This is a genomic window from Saccharospirillum mangrovi (assembly GCF_003367315.1).
Lineage (GTDB): Bacteria > Pseudomonadota > Gammaproteobacteria > Pseudomonadales > Natronospirillaceae > Saccharospirillum > Saccharospirillum mangrovi.
This window is the reverse complement of the sequence record NZ_CP031415.1, coordinates 2,474,921-2,491,849: the sequence shown is the minus strand read 5'-3', so window position 1 is coordinate 2,491,849 and position 16,929 is coordinate 2,474,921. Positions and strand designations below refer to the sequence as shown.

General features: G+C 57.6%; 17 protein-coding genes. 9 read left to right on the top strand and 8 right to left on the bottom strand.

The window, feature by feature from the left end; all coding sequences use genetic code 11:
* Positions 1-32 precede the first annotated feature (32 nt).
* Entirely contained in the window at positions 33-1,556 is a 1,524-nt protein-coding gene (locus tag DW349_RS11970; RefSeq protein ID WP_232819306.1) for a methyl-accepting chemotaxis protein, read from the top strand.
* 96 nt (positions 1,557-1,652) lie between these two features.
* Positions 1,653-2,204 carry a thioesterase family protein gene (locus tag DW349_RS11965; RefSeq protein WP_108125100.1) on the top strand — a complete coding sequence of 184 codons (552 nt, stop codon included), beginning with the start codon at positions 1,653-1,655 and terminating at the stop codon, positions 2,202-2,204.
* Here DW349_RS11965 and DW349_RS11960 read toward each other — a convergent pair.
* The gene (locus DW349_RS11960; RefSeq protein WP_108125101.1) at positions 2,197-2,793 is read right to left on the bottom strand and encodes a phosphoribosyltransferase; all 597 of its coding nucleotides are present in this window, start codon (positions 2,791-2,793) and stop codon (positions 2,197-2,199) included. The genes DW349_RS11965 and DW349_RS11960 overlap by 8 nt on opposite strands.
* Positions 2,794-2,854: 61 nt before the next feature.
* Here DW349_RS11960 and DW349_RS11955 point away from each other — a divergent pair, with 61 nt between their 5' ends.
* Positions 2,855-3,430, top strand: a complete 576-nt coding sequence (locus tag DW349_RS11955) for a phosphoribosyltransferase (RefSeq protein WP_108125102.1) — start codon at positions 2,855-2,857, stop codon at positions 3,428-3,430.
* A gap of 3 nt (positions 3,431-3,433) precedes the next feature.
* The gene (locus DW349_RS11950) at positions 3,434-3,664 is read left to right on the top strand and encodes a hypothetical protein (protein WP_108125103.1); all 231 of its coding nucleotides are present in this window, start codon (positions 3,434-3,436) and stop codon (positions 3,662-3,664) included.
* 32 nt (positions 3,665-3,696) lie between these two features.
* Here DW349_RS11950 and DW349_RS11945 read toward each other — a convergent pair whose 3' ends face one another.
* Complete coding sequence (locus DW349_RS11945; RefSeq protein WP_108125104.1) at positions 3,697-4,380, bottom strand: glutathione binding-like protein; 684 nt, start codon at positions 4,378-4,380, stop codon at positions 3,697-3,699.
* A 188-nt stretch (positions 4,381-4,568) separates the two neighbouring features.
* Here DW349_RS11945 and DW349_RS11940 point away from each other — a divergent pair, with 188 nt between their 5' ends.
* Positions 4,569-6,779 carry a beta-glucosidase gene (locus DW349_RS11940; protein ID WP_162824638.1) on the top strand — a complete coding sequence of 737 codons (2,211 nt, stop codon included), beginning with the start codon at positions 4,569-4,571 and terminating at the stop codon, positions 6,777-6,779.
* Positions 6,780-7,111: 332 nt separating this feature from the next.
* Here DW349_RS11940 and DW349_RS11935 read toward each other — a convergent pair whose 3' ends face one another.
* Both DW349_RS11935 and DW349_RS11930 read right to left on the bottom strand, forming a co-directional pair.
* A complete protein-coding gene (locus DW349_RS11935) occupies positions 7,112-8,083 on the bottom strand; it encodes a quinone oxidoreductase family protein (RefSeq protein WP_108125106.1) in 972 nt (323 codons plus the stop codon).
* A gap of 88 nt (positions 8,084-8,171) precedes the next feature.
* Positions 8,172-10,100, bottom strand: coding sequence for a DNA topoisomerase III (locus DW349_RS11930; RefSeq protein ID WP_108125107.1), 1,929 nt, complete (start codon positions 10,098-10,100; stop codon positions 8,172-8,174).
* A gap of 162 nt (positions 10,101-10,262) precedes the next feature.
* Here DW349_RS11930 and DW349_RS11925 point away from each other — a divergent pair, with 162 nt between their 5' ends.
* Both DW349_RS11925 and DW349_RS11920 read left to right on the top strand, forming a co-directional pair.
* Complete coding sequence (locus DW349_RS11925) at positions 10,263-11,933, top strand: glutamine--tRNA ligase/YqeY domain fusion protein (protein ID WP_108125108.1); 1,671 nt, start codon at positions 10,263-10,265, stop codon at positions 11,931-11,933.
* A 96-nt stretch (positions 11,934-12,029) separates the two neighbouring features.
* On the top strand, positions 12,030-13,235 hold the full coding sequence (locus DW349_RS11920; protein WP_108125109.1) for an HD-GYP domain-containing protein: 1,206 nt from the start codon (positions 12,030-12,032) through the stop codon (positions 13,233-13,235).
* 6 nt (positions 13,236-13,241) lie between these two features.
* On the opposite strand, the gene DW349_RS11915 is transcribed toward DW349_RS11920, so the two are convergent.
* Positions 13,242-13,580 (bottom strand): YqcC family protein, encoded by a 339-nt coding sequence (locus DW349_RS11915; protein ID WP_108125320.1) that lies wholly within the window; start codon positions 13,578-13,580, stop codon positions 13,242-13,244.
* A 116-nt stretch (positions 13,581-13,696) separates the two neighbouring features.
* Here DW349_RS11915 and DW349_RS11910 point away from each other — a divergent pair, with 116 nt between their 5' ends.
* Both DW349_RS11910 and DW349_RS11905 read left to right on the top strand, forming a co-directional pair.
* The gene (locus DW349_RS11910; protein WP_157954310.1) at positions 13,697-14,716 is read left to right on the top strand and encodes a DUF3549 family protein; all 1,020 of its coding nucleotides are present in this window, start codon (positions 13,697-13,699) and stop codon (positions 14,714-14,716) included.
* Positions 14,717-14,749: 33 nt separating this feature from the next.
* Positions 14,750-15,136 (top strand): YchJ family protein, encoded by a 387-nt coding sequence (locus DW349_RS11905; RefSeq protein WP_108125111.1) that lies wholly within the window; start codon positions 14,750-14,752, stop codon positions 15,134-15,136.
* Here the strand turns inward: DW349_RS11905 and DW349_RS11900 are convergent.
* From DW349_RS11900 to DW349_RS11890, 3 genes are read right to left on the bottom strand one after another with little or no spacing between them, the layout of a single operon-like run.
* Positions 15,103-15,534, bottom strand: coding sequence for a GNAT family N-acetyltransferase (locus tag DW349_RS11900; protein WP_108125112.1), 432 nt, complete (start codon positions 15,532-15,534; stop codon positions 15,103-15,105). The genes DW349_RS11905 and DW349_RS11900 overlap by 34 nt on opposite strands.
* Positions 15,531-16,256, bottom strand: coding sequence for an SDR family NAD(P)-dependent oxidoreductase (locus DW349_RS11895; protein WP_108125113.1), 726 nt, complete (start codon positions 16,254-16,256; stop codon positions 15,531-15,533). Before DW349_RS11895 ends, DW349_RS11900 begins: the two co-directional genes overlap by 4 nt.
* Positions 16,253-16,828 carry a uracil-DNA glycosylase family protein gene (locus DW349_RS11890; RefSeq protein ID WP_108125114.1) on the bottom strand — a complete coding sequence of 192 codons (576 nt, stop codon included), beginning with the start codon at positions 16,826-16,828 and terminating at the stop codon, positions 16,253-16,255. Before DW349_RS11890 ends, DW349_RS11895 begins: the two co-directional genes overlap by 4 nt.
* Between the last annotated feature and the right edge of the window lie 101 nt (positions 16,829-16,929).

Sequence of the window (16,929 nt, the reverse complement as noted above, 5' to 3'; positions counted from 1 at the left end):
CTGTAATAGGCCAAGTGGGATTCGGCGTGTTGATGTTGGTGCTCGCCAGCCTTGCCATTGCAGCCTTATCCATTACCTTGCCAGGCACACCCTGGCCGGGTTTGGCGGCGGGCGTTTTGGCGTTGTGTTTTTGGTGGTTGCCGCGTCGTAAAAAAGCCAATTCAAACCCCTCTGTTGATTGGGCTTCGAATAGCGACGAAGCCTCGCCTGCCGAAATTGGTCAGGCTGCCAGCCGCATCGCCATTGAATCGGCCGACGCTTCACATTTTCTCGATGGCATTCAGCAACATCTGGCCGAACAACAACGTGTGGCCGGCGCGTTGGCCGAGCGCGTCGAAGGCTTGGAAGGCGCTACCCAAGGCATGACAGGTGCGATGGACGATGCCAACGCCCGCGTCGATGAAGCGCAAACCGCCGCGCTGTCGGGTCAGGAACGCATGACCGGCGTGGAAGAAGCGCGCCGGGGCCAGCGCGAACAACTCGCCGCCTGCCAGAAACAAATCGACCGGTTGCAGGAAGAATCCACCGCCATTGGCGACATTCTCGGCACCATTCATAAGGTGGCCGACCAAACCAATTTATTGGCGTTGAACGCCGCCATTGAAGCGGCGCGCGCCGGCGACCACGGCCGGGGTTTTGCCGTCGTTGCCGACGAAGTGCGCCAGCTGGCACGGCAAACTGCCGACGCCACCGACACCATCGGCCGGCTGCTCGCCGGCATGAGCGAATGCACCGACGAAACCAAAACCGCGATGGACGCCTTGATCAGCGTTGACGCCGAGTTGGATGAAGCCCTGAACGGCATCGGTGAACGCTTAACGCACGTTGCCAACGGCATGACGCAAGCGCGCGATACCGTGCACTCGATGGCCGATCTGCAAAACGCCGTCAGCAGCGACAGCCAGGGCATCAGCAACGACATTGAACAGTTGCACGGTTCGATGAAATCCATCGAGCATTCCATTGGTGAAGCCTCCAGTCGCATCCTGGCTTTGAGCGAGCGGGTGGAAGGTATTTTCGTACAGTTGCGTCATTACAATATCGATGATCGCCACACCCAATTAGCACGTGCGGCAGTGCAGGCGGCGGCCGATATTGCCCAGGTATTGGAAGCGGCCATTGCCCAGGGGCAAATCAGCGAAGACGATTTATTCCGCTTCGATTACACTCCCATTCCCAACACCGACCCGATCAAACACAAAAGCCCGTTCGACGATTTAACCGACGATTTATTCCCGCCCGTTCAAGAGCCGGTATTGGTAGCTAATACCGATGCCATTTACGCGGGTGCGGTCGACATCAACGGTTATTTCCCCACCCACAACAACAAATTCTGTCAGCCGTTAACTGGCGATTACGCCACCGATGTGGCCGGTAATCGCACCAAGCGAATTTTTACCGATCGTACCGGCCGTCGCTGCGGCAGCAACGAAGAAACCTTCTTGTTGCAGACCTATAAGCGAGACACCGGCGAAGTGATGCACGATGTTTCAGCGCCGATTTATGTCGCCGGCAAACATTGGGGTGGTTTCCGAATCGGCTATAAAAGCGATTGAAGCGGGCGCCATTGTGAACCTTGGGTTGGCAATGGCGATGGGTGTTTGCCTTGGACGAGTCGCGCCGGCACGATGCCCGCGAATTCGTAGCGGGCGATGACCATGAATCTGATCGGTCGGTTTTTTCTGTTGTTAGTCAGGGCGTTATTTCGTGCGCTGTTTCAGCGTTCGCAGGTGTCGGATCCACTGGCACCGATTCACCAGTATTACCGTGTCTGGCCGCACGACATGGACATCAATATTCATCTTACCGCTGCCCGTTATTTTTCCTTTGGCGATCTGTGCCGCACTCAATGGATCATCGATACCGGCATGGGACCGGCCTATTTAAAGGCCGGTTATCGCATCGTTTTGAACGCTCAGGAAATGACTTACATCCGTGAATTCCGGCCGTTCAGCCGGGTTAAGGTACAGGCGCAACTGGTGTGCTGGGATGAGAAATACGGCTATTTCGAACAACGCTATTACCACGGCGACCAACTCTACAGCGTCGGTCATGCGCGGGTGGCGGTGTTGCAAAAAGGCAAAGTAAAAAGTCTGGATGCGGTTTTTCAGGAGCAGGGCATGGCGTTAACGTCGCCGCCGGAAACCGAAGCGGTTACCGATTGGAAAGCGACACTTGCCGCCAAGCGGTCGCGCTTCAGTTAACGCTGTTCAGAATCGACGTCAGATACGGTTTGTGCGCGTCGATTTCGGCGCGACTCAAACCATTCATTTCATAGGGAAACACCAGCCAGTCTTCGCTCTGATGCAAGCTGAAATCAGGACGTGACCCAGTGAGGTTGGCGGACGGGCGTTCGTACAGCGTTGCCAGGCGGGTGTCGGTCGGCATGTTGCGTTTTAGGTGGCGCTTCAGACGCGCTACCACGGCCGCCAGGCTGTGGCCGGTGCCAAACACATCGTCAACGATTAACAGCCGGTCGTCGGCGTTCAGATTTTCCAGCAAGTATTGCGTGCCGTGCACCCGGATTTCCGTATCGGGCGAGGCCACCATATCCTGGTAATGCGTCATGCCCCGATAAGACGTGCGCAGGGCCGTGTGATCGGTTGCCACGCCCAGCGTCTGCAAACATTCCTGCACGTAAATGCCCACCGTACTGCCGCCGCGCCACAGGCCGACAATGAAGTTGGGACGGAAACCGCTTTCAAAAATCTGCACACCCAAACGAAAGGCATCGCGGATTAAGTCGGCTTCATCGATAAAGCGTTTTTCGCGGTTGGATTCAGGCTGAGTCATGGCTTGCCAGGTTGGTCTGCTTTGGGGACTATAGGCGCTCATTCCGGACGCTACCCTCGCCATGGTGAAAAAACAATACCTCAGCGCTCAAGGCTTGTTGGAAGACAGTTTCCGATTGGCCGCCCAGGTGCTGAACTCCGGCTTTCGTCCCACCTTTATGATTGCCGTCTGGCGCGGTGGTGTTCCCATGGGTACGGCGGTGCAGGAATTTCTCGATTACCACGGCGTACAAACCGACAACATTGCCATTCGCACCGCATCCTACAGCGGCATCGATAAGCAAAGTCGCTCGGTGAAAGTGTTGGGCTTGGATTATCTGATCAAACACATCACCCACGACGATGCCTTGCTGATTGTCGACGATGTGTTCGACACCGGCCGTTCCATCGAAGCCATCATCGACGACATCAAAGCCCGCGCCCGTCTTAATACCCCGCACGACATTCGCGTGGCGGTGCCGTATTACAAACCGTCGCGCAACGAAACCGGCCGGGTGCCGGATTACTACATTCACGAAACCGAAGCCTGGCTGAAATATCCCCACTCACTGGAGGGATTGTCGGTCGAAGAAATTCGCGACAACCGTCCCGACCTCTACGCCATTCTGGCGCCACACCTGCCTGCCGCTGAGAACTGATTAATGTTGTTGTTGCTGTTGTTTTATCTGCCGCTGGCGATATTCATCGTCGGCTACACCCTGGCACTCACCGAAGCGTTCCGCCAATCCATGCTGTGGGGAATCCTGGTGCTGTTTCCACCGATGGCACTGGTGTTCGGCGTATGGCACCTGCGCCAGCAATGGTTGCCCACCGTCCTGATGGCAGGGTCGCTGGCGTTTATGTTTGGTGTGTTTCCGGTGTTTGGTGGTTAAAGCCGGGCTGGTGAACACCAGCCCGGATGGCATCAACCAAGCGCGCAGACGGCGGCGCCGGTTTTAACGTTTGGACGGGCGTACAGGCGTTCGCAATACGCCATAACGTTTTTGAATTCCGCCGTCTTCAATACGCCGTGACCTTCGTAAAAATCAATGCACTTGATCCAAGGGCCGATGGCGAAATCGGCAATGGTCAGTTCATCGCCCATAATCCAGTCACGACCTTCCAGGCGTTTGTCGAGCACGCCGAGAATGCGGCGGCATTCGGTAATGAATCGTTCTTTGGAATAGTCGTCGCTCTTATCGGCGGCGAATTTATAGAAGTGACCGAACTGGCCGAGCATCGGGCCGACGTGTGCAGTCTGGAAGAACAACCATTGCAGGGTTTCCAGGCGACGCGCCGGATCAGTCGGTAAAAACTTCCCGGACTTTTCTGCGAGATAAATCAGAATGGCGCCGGTTTCCATTAAATGCAGCGGTTCACCGTTCGGGCCATTGGGATCGATGATGGACGGAATCTTGTTGTTCGGGTTGAGTTGCAAATAGTCTTCATCGAACTGTTCGTTCTTGATGATGTTGACGGTGTGAGCTTCGTACGGCAGCCCGATTTCTTCGAGCATGATGCCGATTTTCTGACCGTTGGGCGTGGCCATTGAATAGAGTTGCAGGACGTCCGGGTTTTCAACCGGCCAGCGTTTTGGGAAAGCAGTCATGAATGGCTCCAAAGGTGGGCGATAAAAGCCGTTGATGGGGGCTAGGTCGTTGGCCTCAAGTTACTGTTCGGCAAAATAACTGAGCGACTTGATCAGTTTGGCTGAACATGAACGTTGCCCCATTCGGCCTGTCGAGCGTGGCTGAAACCCGTTACAATCCGCGCCGAATTTATTCTTGGAATCCTCCAGTGTTTGATCCAAAAGCCACGTTGGCGCAGTTGACGCGCGAAGAAAAAGTCCAATTGTTGTGTGGTCTGGATGCCTGGCATCTGCACGGCATCGAACGGCTCGATATTCCGCCCATCACCCTGACCGACGGCCCGCACGGTGTGCGACTGAGCACGTCTTCTACGCTCGATGGCAGTGCGTCGCCGGCCACTGTTTTTCCCGTCGAAGCGGCCATGGGCGCGAGCTGGAATACCGACTTGATGCGTCAGGCCGCTGCTGCCATTGGCGATGAATGCCAGGCGTTGGGCGTGTCGGTCTTGCTCGGTCCGGGTTTGAACGGTAAGCGCACGCCGCTCGGCGGTCGCAATTTTGAATATTTTTCTGAAGATCCGTTTTTGACCGGCGCCATGGCATCGGCTTTTGTAGACGGCCTGCAAAGCCGGGGCGTCGGCGCCTGTGTGAAACATTTTGCTGGCAACGAACAGGAAACCCGCCGCTTTCTGGTTAACGCAGAAATCGACGAACGCACCTTGCAGGAGTTGTACGTCGAGCCATTCGCCAAGGCGATTCGCGAAGCCAACCCCTGGACGGTGATGGGCGCATACAACGGCGTGAATGGCCCGCACGCTTGTCAGTCGCCGGATTTACTGCAACGCATTTTGCGCGACCAGCTCGGCTACGAAGGCCTGGTGATGTCCGACTGGGTGGCGGTGAAAGACAAGGTGGCATCGCACCTGAACGGTCTCGATCTGGAAATGCCGGGGCCGGCTGAACGCGACCAGCAATTGCTCAATGCGCTGAACAGTGGCGAGCTGAGCGAGAGCATTCTGGATGAACACGCGCTGCGCGTTCTGGAACTGATTAACCGTTGTCTCGACAACCGTCGCGACGTTCAACCGGACTGGTCAGCCAACCACGAAATCGCCGTGCAACTGGCCGCCGAAAGTGCGGTGTTGTTGAAAAACGATGGCGATGTTTTGCCGCTGAGCAGCAGCCAGCGTCTGGCCGTGATCGGCGATTTTGCCAAAAACCCGCGCTTCCAGGGCGGCGGCAGTTCGCACATGACTGCTCGTACTTTGAGCAAGGCGTTGAAGGCGATCGACACGCGCGCCGAAATCGATTTCGCACCCGGTTACACCGAGATGACAGTCAGCGCGGCGCAGAAAAACGAAGCCGTCGCACTGGCCCACGAAGCCGACGCTGTGGTGTTGCTGACCGGCACCACCGATGCGATGGAAAGCGAAGGCTTCGACCGCGCCGACATGAAACTGGCGCCGGATCATATTGACCTGATCAACGCCGTTGCCGCCGCCAATAAAAATCTGGTGGTGGTGATTCACGCCGGTTCTGCCGTGGAGACGCGTCAATTTGAAGCCGTTGTGCCAGCGCTGTTGCACACCTGGCTGCCTGGCGAAGGCGGCGGTGAAGCCTTGGCGCGTGTGCTGTTCGGTGAAACCAATCCGTCGGGGAAATTGAGCGAGAGTTTCCCGGTTCAGTTGGAACACAATCCGACTTACGAAACCTTTCCCGGCACCAAAGAAACCGTTGCCTACAGCGAGGGTATTTTCACCGGCTATCGCTACTACGACACCAAAGAGTTACCGGTGCAATATCCGTTCGGCCACGGCTTGAGTTACAGCCGTTTCACACTGTCGGATGTGGCTTTCGATGCCGACCAACGCCGCGTTAGCGTGAGCGTTAAAAACATCGGCGACCGTGCCGGTGCCGAAGTGGTACAGCTGTACATTCACGATGAAACCAGCACTTATCGCCGGCCGTTTCATGAGCTGAAAGGCTTCGCCAAGGTGTATCTGGAAGCCGGTGCCGAGCAGCGCGTGGACATTGATCTGGATGAACATGCCTTCGCTTATTTCGTGCCGCACCTGGGCCGTTTTGCCGAAGAGTCCGGCCGCTTTGAATTGCGCCTTGGTGTGTCGTCGCGCGACATCCGCGCAACCTTGTGGGTTGATGTCGAATCCGACACCGAAGTGCGCTTGTTGCCGAACCTGAGCGACACCGTTGCCGACTGGTTAAACGACAGCCGCACTGCCGTCATCATGCAGCCGATTTTTGATCGTCTGGGTTTCAAAACTGAGCATCCGATGTACGGCATTGCGCTCGGTTTCCCGATTCCACAGTTGATCGATTTCATTCCGCAAATGGGCTTTACCAAAGCCGATGCTGAGTCGACGTTGCGGGAATTGACCGACGGTTGGCAGCGGTTGAATTAAGGTTGTATGGAGCTTTTAAAAGTTCTTCGAGGTAGCTAAGTAAAAAAATAGCTGGCACCCAGAAAAACTCTGTCATCCCGGCCTTGAGCCGGTTGGGCCGGCACACCGGATCTCTAGCGGGGCACCTAAACCAACGATTAGCTGTAAACGGTTAGTTGGTTGCTAATCGCTTTACTCGGTTTCCCACTAGAGATCCGGTGTGCCGGCCCAACCGGCTCAAGGCCGGGATGACGGGGTGTATTTAATTGCTGGGATTGTGTCTATCCCGTTCATTTCCGATAAAAAAAAGCCCCCGCCGACGCGATTCGGCGGGGGCTTTTTTATCGGAAAAATTACGGCAGCAACACAGTTGAGCCTGTGGTTTTTCTCGCTTCAAGATCACGATGCGCCTGAGCGACATCTTTCAATGCGTAGGTCTGATTGATGTGAATATTCACTTCGCCACGGCCGACGATGTCGAACAACCGTTCGGCGCCGTCTTCGAGCAATGCGCGGGTGCTGATGTGCGTTGCCAGCGTCGGCCGGGTCACGTACAGCGATCCTTTGGGTGCCAGAATCGCCGGGCTGAACGGATCGACCGGGCCGGTGGCGTTGCCGTACGACGCCAACACGCCAAACGGGCGCAGTGCGTTCAATGAATCTTCAAAAGTCGCCTTGCCGATGGAATCGTAAGCGGCCGCGACGCCTTCGCCGCCGGTCAGTTCACGCGCGCGTTCGGCGATGTTTTCGACGCTGTAATTAATGACGTGATCGGCACCGGCGGCTTTGGCCAATTCGGCTTTGTCGGCGGAACCGACGCAGCCGATAACGGTCGCGCCCAGGCGCTTGGCCCACTGCGTCAGAATCTGGCCGACGCCACCGGCGGCGGCGTACACCAGAATGGCATCGCCGGCTTTTACCGGGTAAGTGCGATGCAATAAATAGTGCGCTGTCAGGCCTTTGAGCATCATGGCAGCGGCGGTCTGGTCGGCAATGTTGTCGGGCAATTTCAGCAATTTATCGGCCGCGATCAACCGGGCTTCGGTGTAAGCACCGGGGTTCATCGGATAGGCAACGCGGTCGCCTTCTTTAAGCTGAGTGACGCCCGCACCGACGGCTTCGACCACGCCAGCCGCTTCCTGGCCGAGAATGGCGGGGAAGTGGGTCGGGTACAGGCCGGTGCGGAAATAGACGTCGATGTAGTTCAGGCCGATGGCGGTCTGGCGGATGCGCACTTCGCCGGGCGCGGGGTCGCCGACCTCGATGCTTTCCCATTGAAAGACTTCCGGGCCGCCGTTTTTATGGATGCGAATGGCGTGAGTCATGACGTCTCCTGAGCCGTTGTTGTTGAGTCGTTGTAAGCGAGTCGTTGTGATCGAGTGCCCGGCAGTCTACTCCGTTGCAGCGGGCGCTTCACGCCTTGGTGCGGTGTGGTTTTTTCGCACGGCTGCGGCCTTTGGTAGCGCGGGTGCGCCGTACCGGCTTGCCCAGCCCGGCCAAACCGGCCGGCCGCCATTGGCGCAAGCCGTCGATCAGGGTGTGCAGTTCGCTGACCAGCGGTTGCATCAGCGTTTCATAGCGCGATTGGCCGGCAGCGATGTCGCCCAAAATGGATTCCCAGCGCGCCGTCCGGTCAGGCTGCGTCAGGCTGACGGGCAGGGCGTTGATCAATGCGCGGCCGGCCTCGGTTGAGCGCACGGCCTTGCCCTGGCGGGTCAAAAAGCCGCGCTTGAACAACACCTCCAGAATGCTGGCGCGGGTTGCTTCGGTGCCCAGGCCGTCGGTTTCCTTGAGCACTTTTTTCAGTTCGCTGTCGGCGACGAAACGCGCGATGCCGGTCATGGCGGCCAGCAGTGTGGCTTCGGTAAACGGTTTCGGCGGTTGGGTTTGTTTTTCGCGCACTTCGGCGTTGTCGCAGTGCACAACATCGCCAACCTTCAGTTCGGGCAGCGTTGATTCTTCATTCGTTTCTTTGCCTGGAAACAGCGCCTTCCAACCGGCCGAAATAGTTTGCTTGGCCTTGGCCCGAAACAGACCGCCAGCGAGCCGGACATCCAGCTTTTGTTCGCGGCGTTGCCAGGCGGGCAGAAATTGCGCCAGATACGACCGGCTGACCAGATAATAAATTTTGGCTTCGTCGTCGCTCAGTCCGCGCGCGGTTTTGGCGGTGGGAATGATGGCGTGGTGCGCGCCGACGTTGGCATCGTTCCAGGCGCGGCTGCGTTGAGCCAGGTTTAATTCCGGCCAGGCGGCGTTGAGTCGGTCGTCGTTGCTGGCCGTCATGCTGGCGCGAATGGCAGCGCTGACATCGGCAGCCTGCGCATGGTGTTCGTTCGGCAAGTAACGGCAGTCGGAGCGCGGGTAAGTGATGGCCTGATGTTTTTCGTACAGGCTTTGCGCCAGATCGAGCACCCGCTGCGCACTGAAACCAAACACCTTGTTGGCTTCCATTTGCAGGCTCGACAAACTCGGTGGCAGCGGTGCGTTTTGTTGGGTGGTTTTGTGTTCGGCGTCGCTGATGTCGCCGTCCTGATCGTGCACGGTTTTGACGACGTGCTCGGCCAGCGGCCGGGATAAATTGTGGCCGTCGTCATCGAGCCAGTCGGCGCAGGCTTCGCTGGGTTGCCATTGCGCCCAGAACGTCGCGCCGCTTGCGCTGCGCAGTTGCGCCCAGACGTCGAAGTAGGGTCGGCTGACAAAGGCGTCGATGTTGCGGTCGCGTTCCACCACCAAACCCAGCACCGGCGTCTGCACCCGGCCAATCGACAACACGCCCTGATAACCCGCTTCGCGACCGCCCAAGGTGACAGCGCGGGTTAAATTAATGCCGTACAACCAATCGGCACGGGCGCGTGCCAGCGCGGAAATCGACAGCGGTTGGAAGTCGCGATTTGGTTGCAGTTTGGCGAGCGCGCGCTTAACGGCGGCGGGTGTTAAATCGTTGATCAGGCAACGTTGGGTGGCGTCGAGTTTTGCCTTCGGCACCTTCACATAATGCAGCACTTCATCGACCAGCAACTGGCCTTCGCGATCCGGGTCGCCCGCGTGCACTAACTGGTCGGCTTCTTTAATGAGTTTGCGCACCACGGCCAGTTGTTTGGCGGTCTGGCGTTTGGCCTGGTATTGCCATTGGTCGGGCAGAATCGGCAGGGTGTCGAACGCCCAGCGCTTGAAGGCCGGGTCGTAGGCGTCGGGTTCGGCTTGCTCCAGCAAATGGCCGATGCACCAGGTAACAACATCGTTGCCAACGCGAATGCAGCCGTCTTCGGAACGGCGAGAGCCAGTGAGAGCGGCGGCGATGGCGCGGCCAAGGCTGGGTTTTTCGGCGATAAACAGACGCATGGCGGGCAATGCAAAGCTATGGATGGATGTACAGTATGGCGTTGGTGGCCGCAGCGCAACCTTGAGCGATGAGCGCCCCTACTCAGCGCGGCCCAAACCGGTATAATCGCCGGTTTGGCAAACCCCATTCTCCTGCCGAGCGCTATCGGAGTTCGCACCCTAATGAGTGACAAACCGTCCAATTTTCTCGCCACCCTGATCGAAGACGACCTGGCCGCGGGTAAACACGATAAAATCGTGACCCGCTTTCCGCCGGAGCCGAACGGCTACCTGCACATCGGCCACGCTAAATCCATCTGCGTTAACTTCGGTCTGGCCGAGCAGTTCGGCGGCGTCTGCAATTTGCGATTCGACGACACCAACCCGGAAAAAGAAGAACAGGAATACATCGACTCCATTAAAGCCGACATCGAATGGCTCGGTTTCAAATGGGCGGGCGATGCCAAATACACCTCGAATTATTTCGGCCAGTTGTACGACTGGGCGGTGCTGCTGATCAAAAACGGCGATGCCTATGTTTGCGATCTGAGTGGCGAAGAAGCGCGCGAATACCGTGGCACTTTGACTGAGCCCGGCCGCAACAGCCCGTACCGCGACCGCAGCGTCGAGGAAAACCTCGATCTGTTCGAGCGCATGAAAAACGGCGAATTCGACGATGGCGCCAAATCGCTGCGCGCCAAAATCGACATGGCGTCGCCGAACATGAACCTGCGCGACCCGGTGTTGTATCGCATTCGTCGCAAGGCGCATCACCAGACTGGCGACACCTGGTGCATCTACCCGAGCTACGATTTTGCGCACGGCCAGTCCGACGCCATCGAAGGTGTGACGCACTCTATCTGCACCTTGGAATTTGAAGATCACCGCCCGTTGTACGACTGGTTCATCAGCAAACTGCCGGTGCCGGCGGTGCCGCATCAGTACGAATTTGCGCGCCTGAACGTGAATTACACCGTGACGTCCAAGCGCAAACTGAAGCGATTGGTTGATGAAAACGTCGTCAACGGTTGGGACGATCCGCGCATGCCGACCATCAGCGGTATGCGTCGCCGTGGCATTACGCCGGCGGCCTTGCGTCACTTTGCCGACATGGTTGGCACCAGCCGTGCCGGCGGTGTAGTCGATTTGGGCATGCTCGATCACGCCATTCGTGAAGACCTGAACGACAACGCCCCGCGCGTTATGGCGGTGCTGGATCCGTTGAAAGTGGTGCTGACCAACCTGCCGGATAACCATCGCGAAGTGTTCACCGTGCCGGGCCACCCGAACCGCAGCGACCTGGGCGAACGTCAACTGCCATTCACGCGGGAAATCTACATCGACCGTTCCGACTTCAACGAAGACGCCAGCCTGTCGCGCAAAAAATTCAAGCGCCTGGTGCTGGGTGAATGGGTGCGCTTGCGCAACGCCTATATCATTCAGGCCGACGAAGTGGTGAAAGACGCCAATGGTGAGATCATCGAAATTCGCGCCACCGCCATTGAAGGCACCGTCGGTGAAGACGCCCCGGAAAACATCCGCCCGCGCGGTGTGATTCATTGGGTGTCGGCCAGCGAAGGCTTGTCGGCCGAGGTCCGGTTGTACGACCGGCTGTTCAATGTCGAAACCCCGGATCGCGGCGGCGACGATTTCATGCAGCACATCAACCCGGATTCGCTGTCGGTGCTGACCGGTTGCATCGTCGAGCCGAGCCTGGCGCAAGCGCCGGCGGAAGCGGCGTTTCAGTTTGAGCGCGAAGGCTATTTTGTGCTCGATCGCCAGGATGGCGGCGACGGCCGGCTGGTGTTTAACAAGACCATCGGCCTGAAAGAAACCTGGACACGGAAGGTCTGAGAAACTGAATGGAAATTCTTGAAAAAGCGGCCTAGCGGGCCGTTTTTTTTCGTCTAGACTGAATCGGAAAATGGAATTCCCGACCTAAGGTCTAGCATGATTAAGCGTATTCCTATTAATAGTCTCAAAGTCGGAATGTACATCTCCGACATGAATACCGATTGGATTCCGCACTACAACTACAGCCGACAGGGCAAGATTGGCTCTGATGCTGTTATCGAAAAAATCCGCAAACTGGGCGTTCAGGAACTCTACATCGATACCGTCAAAGGCATTGATTCGCCCGATGGCATTCCATTGGAAGACGTTGACCGCGAGAACCACGCCGAGCTGATGAAAGTCGGCGAGCAAACGCCGTACAACCGACCGCAAGTGGAATTGGCTATCGAACGCGAACACGCCGATGCGCTGCACGGCGAAGCCAAGACGCTGATCAACACCCTGATGAAAGACGTCAAACTGGGCCGTTCCATCGACATGGGTTCGGTCAATGAAGTGGCGGAAGGCTTGCTCGAATCGGTGTTCCGCAACCACAACGCCTTGACCTGTCTGGGCCGGATTCGCCACAAGGATTCGTACCTGATGGAGCACTCGGTGAATCTGTCGGTATTGATGTCGGTGTACGGCCGCTATCGAAAATTACCCTACGACGTGCTGCACCAGATTATGGTTGGGGCGCTGTTGCACGACATCGGCAAAACGATGATTCCCGACAACGTGCTGCACAAGCCGGACCGGCTCAACGACGAAGAATTTGAAATCATCAAACGGCATGCGCTGTACAGCAAAGAAATTCTGGAGCAGACCGAAGGCGTCTCTGAATTAACCATTCAAGTGGCGGCTCAGCATCACGAAAAAATGGATGGCAGCGGTTACCCGATGGGCCTCAAGGGCGAACAGATCAGCGAGTACGGCCGCATGACGGCCATCGTCGATGTTTATGACGCCATCACCGCCGACCGTGTCTACCACCGTGGCATTCCGCCGACGGCGGCAATGAAAAAATTACTGGAATGGAGTGACCATCACCTCGACCGCAAGCTGGTCGATATTTTTATCCAGTGCATGGGGATTTTCCCGGTTGGCTCGCTGGTGGAAATGCGCAGCGGTTTGATGGGCGTGGTGATTGAAATCAACGAGCACGATCAGATGACGCCGACGGTGCGTCTGTTCCACAACCGCAAAACCCAGCAATCCATTGCCTTGCGGGTGCTGGATTTATCGACACCGGGATGTCAGGACGGCATCCGCCGGGCGCTGGACCCGATCAAAGAAGGCGTGCGCCTGGCGGAATACATCTGAACGTTGTCAGGCGCCCTGGGCGTATTGGGCCGGGCGGCCGAGAAACGCATCAATCCGATCAATCACTTCGAGCAACTTCTGAGCGGCCAGCTGCGGTTGCTGATCAAAATACTGATCGGCATAGGGTTTGACGAGCGCGCCGTGCGGCAGTGGTCTGTCGGCATCAAGCAACGCCCGCAGCCGCTGAATATAGATCCATTGCAACCATTGCGGCAGTGTCAGCTGATCGACCGCGAACGGCGCGGTGCTGGCCAGGGCTTCGGGGCTGGGTGGTACATCGCTCCACAAACTCAGCCGACGCAATTCGGTTTCCAGGGTGTCCAACAAGGATGCAAGGTTCGCCACTGTGTCTCCACGGCATAATGGGTCCGCGCTGCATTCTAGTCGCTGTTGGCCGATCTGTCAGGCAAGCCGCCAAGGGTGTAAAATCGTCGCCGTTTTTTTACCGCAATCAGACCGTTATGCAGAACCCCACCAGCCTTGGCGAATTTTTAGAACACAGCGGTGCCCGTTATCGGGTGTTTGATTTGGGCAGCCAGTTGCGTCGTGTTTCGCGCGACGATTGGCAGCGCTTTGATCGCGGCGGCGCCTATCCCTATCCGCATATGAATCACGCCTGGCTGGTGTTGCTGTTGTGGCACCCGGACAACCGCGAGCAACACGCCATCTGGTTTATGAAATTGCCGTTGGACGAACAGGCGGCCTTGCCCGCGCCGATTGCCACCGACGTACTCAATCGATTTATGAAAGCGCTGGCAACGGCCGACGAAACCGAGCGCCAGCGTTTGCTCACCGATCATCCGTATCAATTCAAACCCGACGACGCCAAAATGGCCGCCTTGCATGCGCGGGCTGGCCGCATTCTCGGCGCGCCGGTCAGTCAGTTTTATGCGGCGGCGCGCGATTATTGTCTGAGCGACGCCGATCCCATGAGTTGGCAACAACTGGGATTGCAAGGCATCGCCGAGGTGTTGGAAGCGGCCAACGATGCCGAACAAAAACGCCTCGCCAATCGCTTGCCGCTGTTGCCCATTGAGCCGCGTCAGCAAATTTTGCAATTGCTCGAACATCAGCAACCGAACCTGACATTGGCCGAGGCGATTATGGCGATGGCCGACCGACAAGCGGACGCGGCGCTGGATGCTGCGGCGTTGCGTGCGCTGTCGCAAAGCGATGCCGTCGGTCTGGTGCGCGCTTTTATCAGTCGTGTGCTGAATCGGCAAAGCGATTCGTTGGACGTTGTGCTGGCTATTTTGAGCCGTCATCCGCACTTGCTCGATGACACAGAATTGAGCCTGGTGGCGCTGGATCGTCTGGCGCATCTGGCCGATCAGGATGGCTTTAATCGCGTCGTTCAGGGCCTGGCGTTGCAGCCGGGTTTATCGGGTTTGGTGATGAAAGTATTGCGCCATCCGAACCGCTCGGAAACGCTGGCGCGGGCCATCGGTGGCTTAATTAATTCCGCACGTTCGGTGCAATAAACCCGAATAAAAAAATCAAAAAAGGAAGAGTGTATGAGCGCTTGTCCATGCGGTCGTCCGGCCGATTATTTGCAATGCTGCGGCCGCTATCTGGAGCAAGGCGCGACGGTGCCTGATTGCGAAACTTTGATGCGCAGTCGTTACACCGCCTTTGTGCGCAAAGACCTGAATTATTTGCTGAACAGCTGGCACCCGACCACACGACCGGATCTGCAAGCGGGCGATCTGGAAGGAACCGTCTGGCTTGGTTTAGAAGTGCTGCGCGCCAAAACCGGATTTAAAAAAGGCTTCGTCGAATTTCGTGCGCGCTATCGCGATGACAACGGCGTTGAGCAGGAATTGCATGACATTTCGCGTTTCGCGCAGCACAAAAAACGTTGGGTGTATCAAGACGACGTTGAGGCCTGGCCGGAAGGCTGAGCGACGCGCGCCATCAAAAAATTGGGCTCGGTTACCGGCTCAAAACCGTAACGTTGATACAGGCTGGCGGCCGTTCGGGTTGCCAGCATAAAACGCCGCAGATTTTGCAGCCGCGGGTCAGCCAGAATTGTTTCCACCAGCATTTTTCCCAGCCCTTCGCCTTGCGCCTCGGGCACGATAAACACATCGGCCAGATAGGCGAAATGCACCTGATCGCTTAACACGCGGGCGAAACCCAATTGTTGGCCGTCGCAATACAAACCCCAGCACAGCGAATGTTCGATGGCGAGTTCCACTTTGTCGCGCGTGATGCCCGGGCTCCAATACGACTGCGCTAAAAAGCCGTGAATAACATCGATGTCGAGGCGGCTTTTATCGGTGCTGATGTCAATTGTCACGACAACACCTCGCGCACCGTTTTTAATTCTCCGCTGCGAAATGGCCCGGCAATTAATTGACGAACGGCACCGGCGACGCGTGCGGGCGCGACCAATTGGCCGCTGTCTTTGTAACTGCGAAATTGTTCGACATCGGCAAACTGATCGGTATCGGCGGCGCGAATTTGCGCTTGCATGTCGGTGTCGATCAAACCCGGGCTGATGTTCAACGTCTGTATCGGTTGCGGCTGGTTTTGCTGTTCTTCGGCCATGGCTTCAGCCAGACGTTCCAAGCCGGATTTCGCCAGGCAATACAAACCCCAGCCACCCATGCCCGCTTGCGCCGCGCCGGAGGAAATAACGGCGACCACTTTGCGTGCCGCCATGGTTTGAAAATGTTGTTGGAACAAACCGATGGCGGAAATGTTCAGCGTTAAATTCACATCCAGACTTTGCCACCAATCGCGCGGCACACTCGCCGACAGCGGTCCGATGGGACCGATTTGCGCGGCGTTGATGATCAGCACGATCTCAGTCCAGTCTTGCGCGGCGAACGCACGAAACTGGGCGTCGATGGTATCGATGGCGTTTTCGCGACGGCTGAAATCGGCCGCAATGTGAGTCTCGCCCGAACCGGAGCGGGAGAATTCGCGCACCGTCCAGCCGTCGGCCAGATATTGCGTCACCAGTTCCGCGCCCAGACCGCGTGAACCGCCGGTAATCAAACACAGTTTTTTGGTCATCTTCGTTGGCCTCCTAAAGCCTGAGCGACCGCCGCGCGCAGCGACGGCAGAGTGTCGGTTTCAAACCAGGGATGCCGTTTCAGCCAGCCGTTGTTGCGCGGGCTGGGGTGGGGCAGCGCCTGGCGTTTTTCGTTCAGACCGGCGCGCACGGCGCTGGTTAAATCGGCCGCCTCGGGCCAATGCCAGTCGAGCGCGTGGCGGCCGATGATTAACGTCAGTTGCAGCTGTGACAATTGCGCCAGCAAGGCGTTTCTCCACGCCGGTGCGCATTCCGGTCGCGGTGGCGCATCGCCGCTGGCGGCGTGGCCGGGGTAGCAGAAACCCATCGGGATAATGGCGATTTGCGCCGGGTCGTAAAAGGTGTCGTTGTCCAAACCGAGCCAGTCGCGCAGCCGGTTGCCGCTGGCATCCTGGAACGGCACACCGGCCTGATGCGCGCGAATGCCCGGCGCCTGGCCGGCAATCAGCAGGCGGGCGCGGCGATCAAACTGAAGGATGGGGCGTGGCGATTCGGGCAGGTGGTCGGCGCACAGACGGCACGCCCGTACGCGGTCGATGAGGGCGTCGGTCATGGCGGCATATTAACACGGGCTTTCCGCGCGTTCGGCCTTGAAATACTTGACCATTGCACTCAGGTTTAGCGCCACGAATATGCCCTGCCGAATCGAGGTCC